The sequence below is a fragment of the Candidatus Benthicola sp. genome (genome assembly GCF_058719085.1).
Map to the genome: position 1 here is coordinate 1 of NZ_JBZQEK010000175.1, position 6,343 is coordinate 6,343.

A 6,343-nucleotide genomic window follows, 5' to 3' on the forward strand; every position below is an offset into this window, starting at 1 on the left:
AACCAGAAGGTGCTGGGCGTGCTCGATGTCCAGATGTCGCTGGCCGACGTGGACCGAGCCATGACCACCGCGTACTGGCGCAGCGGACTCGTCGGCCTCGTCATCATCCTGATTTCGGCCCTGGTGATCGCCCTCATCGTCTACCAGGCCGTTCACGTGCCGGCCTCGAAGCTGCAACGGGGCACCGAAGCTCTGGCCGCCGGACGGCTCGATGTGTCGATCGATCTCGACCGAACCGACGAGCTCGGTCAGCTCGCTCGCTCCTTCAACGAAATGGCACGCAGCCTGGCGAAGGCCGATGCAGAGCTGAGGGAGTGGTCCCAGACGCTCGAGGACCGCGTCGCCGAGAAGAGCGCCGAGCTCGAGGCGATCAACCGGCAGATCATCCAGGTCGAGCGGTCCGCCTCTCTGGGTCGGATGGCGGCGACCGTCGCGCACGAGCTCAACAACCCTCTGTCGGGAATCGTCACCTACGCTCGCGTTATCGGGCGCAAGCTCGAGAGAGACATGCCGGAGGGAGAGGCCCGGGACCGGATCTTCGAGGAGCTCGATCTGATCCGAACGGAGTCGCTGCGGTGCGGCCGGATCGTGAAGGACCTTCTCACGTACGCCCGGGAGTCCCCCCACGAGTTCAAACCCGAGTCGCTGCACGAGCTGATCCACCGGGTGATGAGCCTTGCGGGGCACCACATGGAGCTCGGCTCCGTGGAGGTCGACCTCCTCCTCGACCTGGTTGACGACACCATCATCTGCGACGGCGATCAGATCGTGCAGGCCCTCCTGGCCCTGACCATCAACGCGGTCGAGGCCATGCCCGAAGGAGGTCAGCTCACGATACGGACGTCACCCGGGGAGTCGAATCCTGAGGGTGAGGTGCTGCTGGTCGTGGAGGACACCGGCACGGGGATCCCCGAATCGATTCGCGGACGGATCTTTGATCCGTTCTTCAGCACGAAGGAAGACACCAGCGGAGTCGGCCTCGGGCTCGCGGTCGTGTATGGCATCGTCTCCCGCCACGGGGGACGGATTGGTGTCGAGTCCGATCCAGGAAGAGGAACCAGCTTCCTGATCGAGCTTCCCCGTGAGCCCAGACGCGAGCCCGCGTCCAGCTACGAACTGGATATCCACGAGTGGAGCGCATGAAAAACGGCAAGAAGATCCTCATCGTCGATGATGAGCTGTCGGTTCGGAACTCTCTCCGGGAGTGGTTCCTCGAAGATGGCTTCTCGGTTGAGACCGCCGAAGACGGCCACGTGGCCCTTCAGCGGATGAACTCCGGCCCATTCGACATCGTGATCATCGACCTCAAGATGCCGGGGATGGATGGCATCACCCTCGAGCGCCGGATCCGGGAGATCGACAGCGACGCCGCCATCATCATCCTCACCGCGTTCGCCTCCGTGGAGACGGCGGTGGAAGCTTTGAAGCTCGGGGCGTTCGACTACGTGACGAAGCCGGTGGATCCGGACGAGTTGTCGAACACGGTCCGTAACGCGCTCAAGCAACGACAGCTCGAGGCAGAGAACGTCCGCCTGAAGGCAAAGGTCTCCGAGCTCACGCTTCCGTCGCCGATCATCGGCGAGAGCCCGAGAATGCGTCATGTCCTCGACATGATCTCGACCGTCGCCGGCACCGACGCCAACGTGGTCATCCGGGGAGAGAGCGGCACCGGAAAGGAACTCATCGCGAGGGCCATACATGCGCAGAGCGAGAGACGGTTCTTTCCGATCGTGGCCGTGAATTGCGGCTCGATTCCCGAGACGCTCCTCGAGAGCGAACTGTTCGGCCACGAGAAAGGGGCCTTCACGGGAGCGCAGTACAGAAGGAAAGGGAAGATCGAGCTGGCCCACGGCGGCACACTCTTTCTGGACGAGATCGGGGACATTCCGGCCAAGATGCAGATCGACCTTCTTCGAGTGCTCGAGACCCACCGATTCCACCGCCTCGGGGGGAACCAGGAGATCTCGTCGGACTTCCGTCTCGTCTGTGCCACGAACCGGGATCTCGAGGCTCTGATCGAGGCCGGGACGTTCAGGGAAGACCTGTACTACAGGATCAACGTCTTCGTGATCGACCTGCCCCCACTCCGGGAGAGGCGCGAGGACATTCCGCTACTGGCGCGCCACTTCGTGGAGAAGTTCGCGCACTCGATGGGCAAGCCCGTGAAGCCGATTCCGGCTGATGTCGAGGAGCAGCTGATCGCGTACGACTGGCCGGGGAACGTGCGAGAGCTCGAGAACGCGATCGAGCGCGCCATGGTCATCGGTCGTGAACCGGAGGTCCGACCCGATGACCTGCCGTTGCCCAGCTCCCGTCCTGCCGGCGATCCCGATGGATCCACTCTCGCTGCCCTCGAGAAGCGCCACATCGAGCGTACGCTCCAGGAGGAGGGCGGAAACATCACCCGGGCAGCCGCGAGATTGGGCATCGATCGCGGCACGCTCTACAACAAGCTCCGGCGCTACGGAATCGAAAGGACCTAGTGGCGTCCCGGATCTACCTCGGCTTCCTGAACGGATACATGCCCGCCTGGGCCGGGCGTGCGATCGCGGACGTGGCTGCCGTGCTCGGTCACGCAGTCGCGCCGATCGATCTGCATATGGACCTCCCGCGCTACTTCTCCGCCGAGCGGGGACAGTACAACGCCACGCTGATCCTGGCCGGCCTCCTGAGACGCTCAACCGACCCCGACGCCCGCATCGTAGGCATCACGCAGGTGGACCTCTTCGTACCCGTGCTGACCTTCGTGTTCGGCCAGGCGCAACTGGATGGTCGGGGGGCCGTGGTCTCCACGCACCGCTTGAGAAACGAGTTCTACGGGCTGCCCGCCGATGATGACCGATTGGCCGAAAGGACCGTCAAGGAGGTGATCCACGAAGCGGGGCACGCGTTCGGACTCGTCCACTGCCCGGCGTACCGCTGCGTCATGCATGCGGCCACCTACGTGGAGGACGTCGATCTGAAGTCGGAGGACTTCTGCGTGGAGTGCCGGGCCCTCCTGAAGGCTGGTGCCTCTCGCCCCCGCAGGGTCTAGCCGAAGACGGACTCCGACTCCTCAGGCGACCGTCTCGAACACCGGATCTCCCAGCACGTCCATGCGCGCATCGACTCCGAGACCGGGGGTCGCGGGCGCCGCCATCCGCCCTCCCTCCCGAGTCGGCGGGGGATGGCCGGTGCTCACCGTGACGTAGCTGTTGAAATCCGTCGATGTGAAACGGTGTTCGGGCGGGGTGCTGTGAGCCAGATGGGCGATGGCAGCGGTGGCGATGTCACTGCCCCACGTGTCCTCGATGGTCACTCCCAGCCCGAGCGAGACGCACAGGTCGCGCGCCTGCCGGGCCCGGGTCAAGCCACCCAGCTTCCCGATCTTCAGGTTCACCACGTCGGCCGCCTGGTCCGAGATGGCCCGAACGAGGGTTGAGATCGAATCGACCGATTCATCGAGTACGAAGGGGTGGTCGATGTGCCGCCGCACGGCCAGGCACTCCTCGTACGTAGCGCACGGTTGCTCGATGTAGACATCGATGTCCCGGACCCCGCGCGCCACGCGAAGGGCCTCGTGCGAGAGCCAGCCCGTATTCGCATCCGCGATGAGGACGTCCCCTGGACCGAGCTCCTTCGCGGCCGCCCGAATCCTCGCGATATCGACCTCGACGTCGCTCCCCGCCTTGAGCTGGAATCTCGTGTACCCCTGCGCGCGATACTCGGCGACCCGGGCGGCCATCTCCTCCGGAGAGCCTTGAGATATGGCACGATACAGCACGAAGTCCGCCCCGTAGCGCCCGCCCAGCAGCTCACAGACGGGCAGCCCGACGGACTTTCCGAGAATGTCCCAGCAGGCCATGTCCAGCGCCGACTTCACGTAGGGGTGCCCCTTGAGAGCGGCGTCCATTCTGGAGTTGACCACGTCGAGCTGTCTGGGGTCGAGTCCGATGAGGGAGGAAGCGATTTCCGCGATGCCCGCCCTCGCGCCGGCCGCGAAGGATGGCAGATAGACGGGCCCCAGGGGACACACTTCCCCGATCCCCACCAGATCCGTGTCCGTTTCCACCCTGACGACCGTCGAGTCGAAGACCTCGACCGATTTGCCACCCGACCACCTGTACGCGCCTTCGTGCAAGGGAAGGTCGACCTGGTAGACGCGGATCCCGGTAAGACGCATGCCATCCCCTTCCGCCTGCGGCGTGAGCGCCGGATGCGGCTTGCATTGCGGTATGTTCGAGCGCTTCGACAAGCTGCAGAGAGATTCCGGTCGGCGACAGGGGGAACCCCGACGGGATGCACTTGCCCCTCGTCGCCTTCGAGCGGAGGTTCCTGCCGGCCACGAGGCAGTCGGCAATGTGTGCCCAACCGGAAAGGGCGGCTGGAATGTCAGCTTCCGATGTACAGGACATGTGGAACCTCGAAGAGGTCTATCCGGGTGAAGATGCCTGGGAAGAGGCGCTCGAAGAGGTGCAGCGCGGCATCGAGTCCTTGAGGGGTTTTCAGGACCGCCTGGGCTCCGGAGCTGCCGTGCTCCTGGATTGCCTGGACCTCCATTCCGGTGTGCTGAAGGAGATGTACCGGGCCGCCTCCTATGCTTCCATGCGATACCACGAGGACACACGGGTGGGCCTGACGGCCGGCATGGAGCAGAGGGCGAGCCTCGTTGCGACGCGACTCTCCGAGGCCGCCAGCTTCATCGAGCCGGAGATTCTCTCCCTGGGGGAGGACACGGTCCAGCGTTTTCTCGCGGAGGAGCCGCGGCTCGACACCTATCGTCACCAGCTCGAGGACATCCTTCGTCGGGCCGCACACACCCGGAGCGCTACGGAGGAAGAGATCATCGCCGCGGCCGGGCTGGTCACGGAGGCACCTTCGACCGGGTACGCGATGCTGGCGAATGCGGACGCGCCGTGGCCCAGGATCAGGCTCTCGGACGGGACCGAGTTCCTCCTGAACCAGGCCGGCTACTCCCGGTACCGAAGCGCCCCGAATCGCTCGGACCGCGAGCGCGTGTTCCGTGACTTCTTCGAGGTGTGGCGGCGGTTCGGCCGCACCTTCGGCACCATGCTGTACGCCCAGGTGAAGCGTGACGTCTTCTATGCCCGCGTGCGCCGCTACGACAGCTCCCTCGAGGCGGCTCTCGATTCCGACCGGATCCCCACGGACGTCTACCATACCCTGGTGGACCATGCGAACCGGAATCTCGATGTTCTCCATCGATACTTCCGGCTCCGTGCGCGGATGATGGGACTCGCGGAGATGCGGTACTGGGACATCTACCCGCCGCTCGTCTCCGAGGATCTCGTCTTTCCGGTGGAGCGAGGCAAGGAGCTGGTGCTCGAGGCCATGACGCCGCTCGGCGAAGACGCCCGCGCGGCGGTGGAGCAGGGCTTCGGAGACCGGTGGATGGATGTGTACCCGCGACCGGGCAAGAAGTCCGGGGCGTACATGAACGGGCATATCTACGACGTACACCCCTATGTCCTCATGAACTACAACGAGGACTACGAATCGGTGTCCACCCTGGCCCACGAGTGGGGCCACGCGCTCCACTCGTTTCTGACCAACCGGGAGCAGCATTTCGCCAATGCTTCCTACTCGATCTTCGTCGCCGAGGTCGCCTCGACGCTGAATGAAGCCCTGCTCCTTCGCCGGATGCTCGACGGATCGCGGAGCTCGTCGGAGCGGTTGTTCTACCTGGGTCACGCTCTCGAGCAGCTGCGGGGGACATTCTTCCGCCAGTCGATGTTCGCGGAGTTCGAGCTGAGCATCCACGATCGTGTGGAACGCGGCGAAGCCCTGACGGCGGACGACTTCGGCGAGATGTACGGAGATCTGCTACGCCGATATCACGGACACGACGAGGGCGTCGTGCAAATTGATGATCTGTTCAGCTTCGAGTGGGCGTACATCCCGCACTTCTACTACAACTTCTACGTGTACCAGTACGCAACATCGGTCGCGGCCTCTTCCCACCTCGCCGAGCGGATTCTGGACGGCGTTCCCGGTGCTTCGGAGGCGTACCTCGAGCTGCTCGCCGCGGGGGGCTCAGGCTATCCATACGAGCTGCTGGTCGAAGCGGGAGTGGATCTCGCTCGACCGGACCCGTACGAGTCCTTGTTGCGCCGGATGGATCGGATCATGGACGAGATCGAGGCGCTGCTGTGACGAGGCCGCTCGCGACCGCCGCGCCACGCGACGGGCCCGGGTGGGGGGGGTCAGGACCCGGCTGACTCTCCACCACCCAGCGGGATACCCTCGGACCGGGCCGTCTCCCGCCAGTAGCTCCAGCCGCGTCCCGCGAGTATCCCGTTCCTCAGCACGACGGGCTCGAGCTCATCGTCGCTGACCCGGTCGT

5 protein-coding genes are annotated in these 6,343 nt (G+C 64.7%); 4 read left to right on the forward strand and 1 reads right to left on the reverse strand.

Annotated features, from left to right (window positions below; all coding sequences use genetic code 11):
• The 3 genes from AC36XV_RS12645 to AC36XV_RS12655 form a co-directional block, all read left to right on the forward strand.
• Positions 1-1,143 (forward strand): sensor histidine kinase (locus AC36XV_RS12645; protein ID WP_492204045.1); only part of this gene is annotated, 1,143 nt, incomplete at its 5' end.
• Positions 1,140-2,483 (forward strand): sigma-54-dependent transcriptional regulator, encoded by a 1,344-nt coding sequence (locus tag AC36XV_RS12650; RefSeq protein ID WP_492204049.1) that lies wholly within the window; start codon positions 1,140-1,142, stop codon positions 2,481-2,483. The genes AC36XV_RS12645 and AC36XV_RS12650, both read left to right, overlap by 4 nt.
• On the forward strand, positions 2,483-3,034 hold the full coding sequence (locus AC36XV_RS12655; RefSeq protein ID WP_492204046.1) for an archaemetzincin family Zn-dependent metalloprotease: 552 nt from the start codon (positions 2,483-2,485) through the stop codon (positions 3,032-3,034). Before AC36XV_RS12650 ends, AC36XV_RS12655 begins: the two co-directional genes overlap by 1 nt.
• 21 nt (positions 3,035-3,055) lie before the next feature.
• Here the strand turns inward: AC36XV_RS12655 and AC36XV_RS12660 are convergent, their stop codons facing one another.
• Entirely contained in the window at positions 3,056-4,162 is a 1,107-nt protein-coding gene (locus tag AC36XV_RS12660) for a cis-3-hydroxy-L-proline dehydratase (RefSeq protein ID WP_492204047.1), read from the reverse strand.
• 206 nt (positions 4,163-4,368) lie between these two features.
• On the opposite strand from AC36XV_RS12660, the gene pepF reads away from it, so the two are divergent.
• Positions 4,369-6,153 carry an oligoendopeptidase F gene (gene pepF, locus AC36XV_RS12665; protein WP_492204048.1) on the forward strand — a complete coding sequence of 595 codons (1,785 nt, stop codon included), beginning with the start codon at positions 4,369-4,371 and terminating at the stop codon, positions 6,151-6,153.
• Positions 6,154-6,343: the final 190 nt, after the last annotated feature.

Bases quoted from the DNA above. Each gene is read 5' to 3' on its own strand.
- AC36XV_RS12660 (WP_492204047.1), bottom strand. From the start codon at position 4,162: ATGCGTCTTACCGGGATCCGCGTCTACCAGGTCGACCTTCCCTTGCAC.
- AC36XV_RS12650 (WP_492204049.1), top strand. From the start codon at position 1,140: ATGAAAAACGGCAAGAAGATCCTCATCGTCGATGATGAGCTGTCGGTT.
- pepF (WP_492204048.1), top strand. From the start codon at position 4,369: ATGTCAGCTTCCGATGTACAGGACATGTGGAACCTCGAAGAGGTCTAT.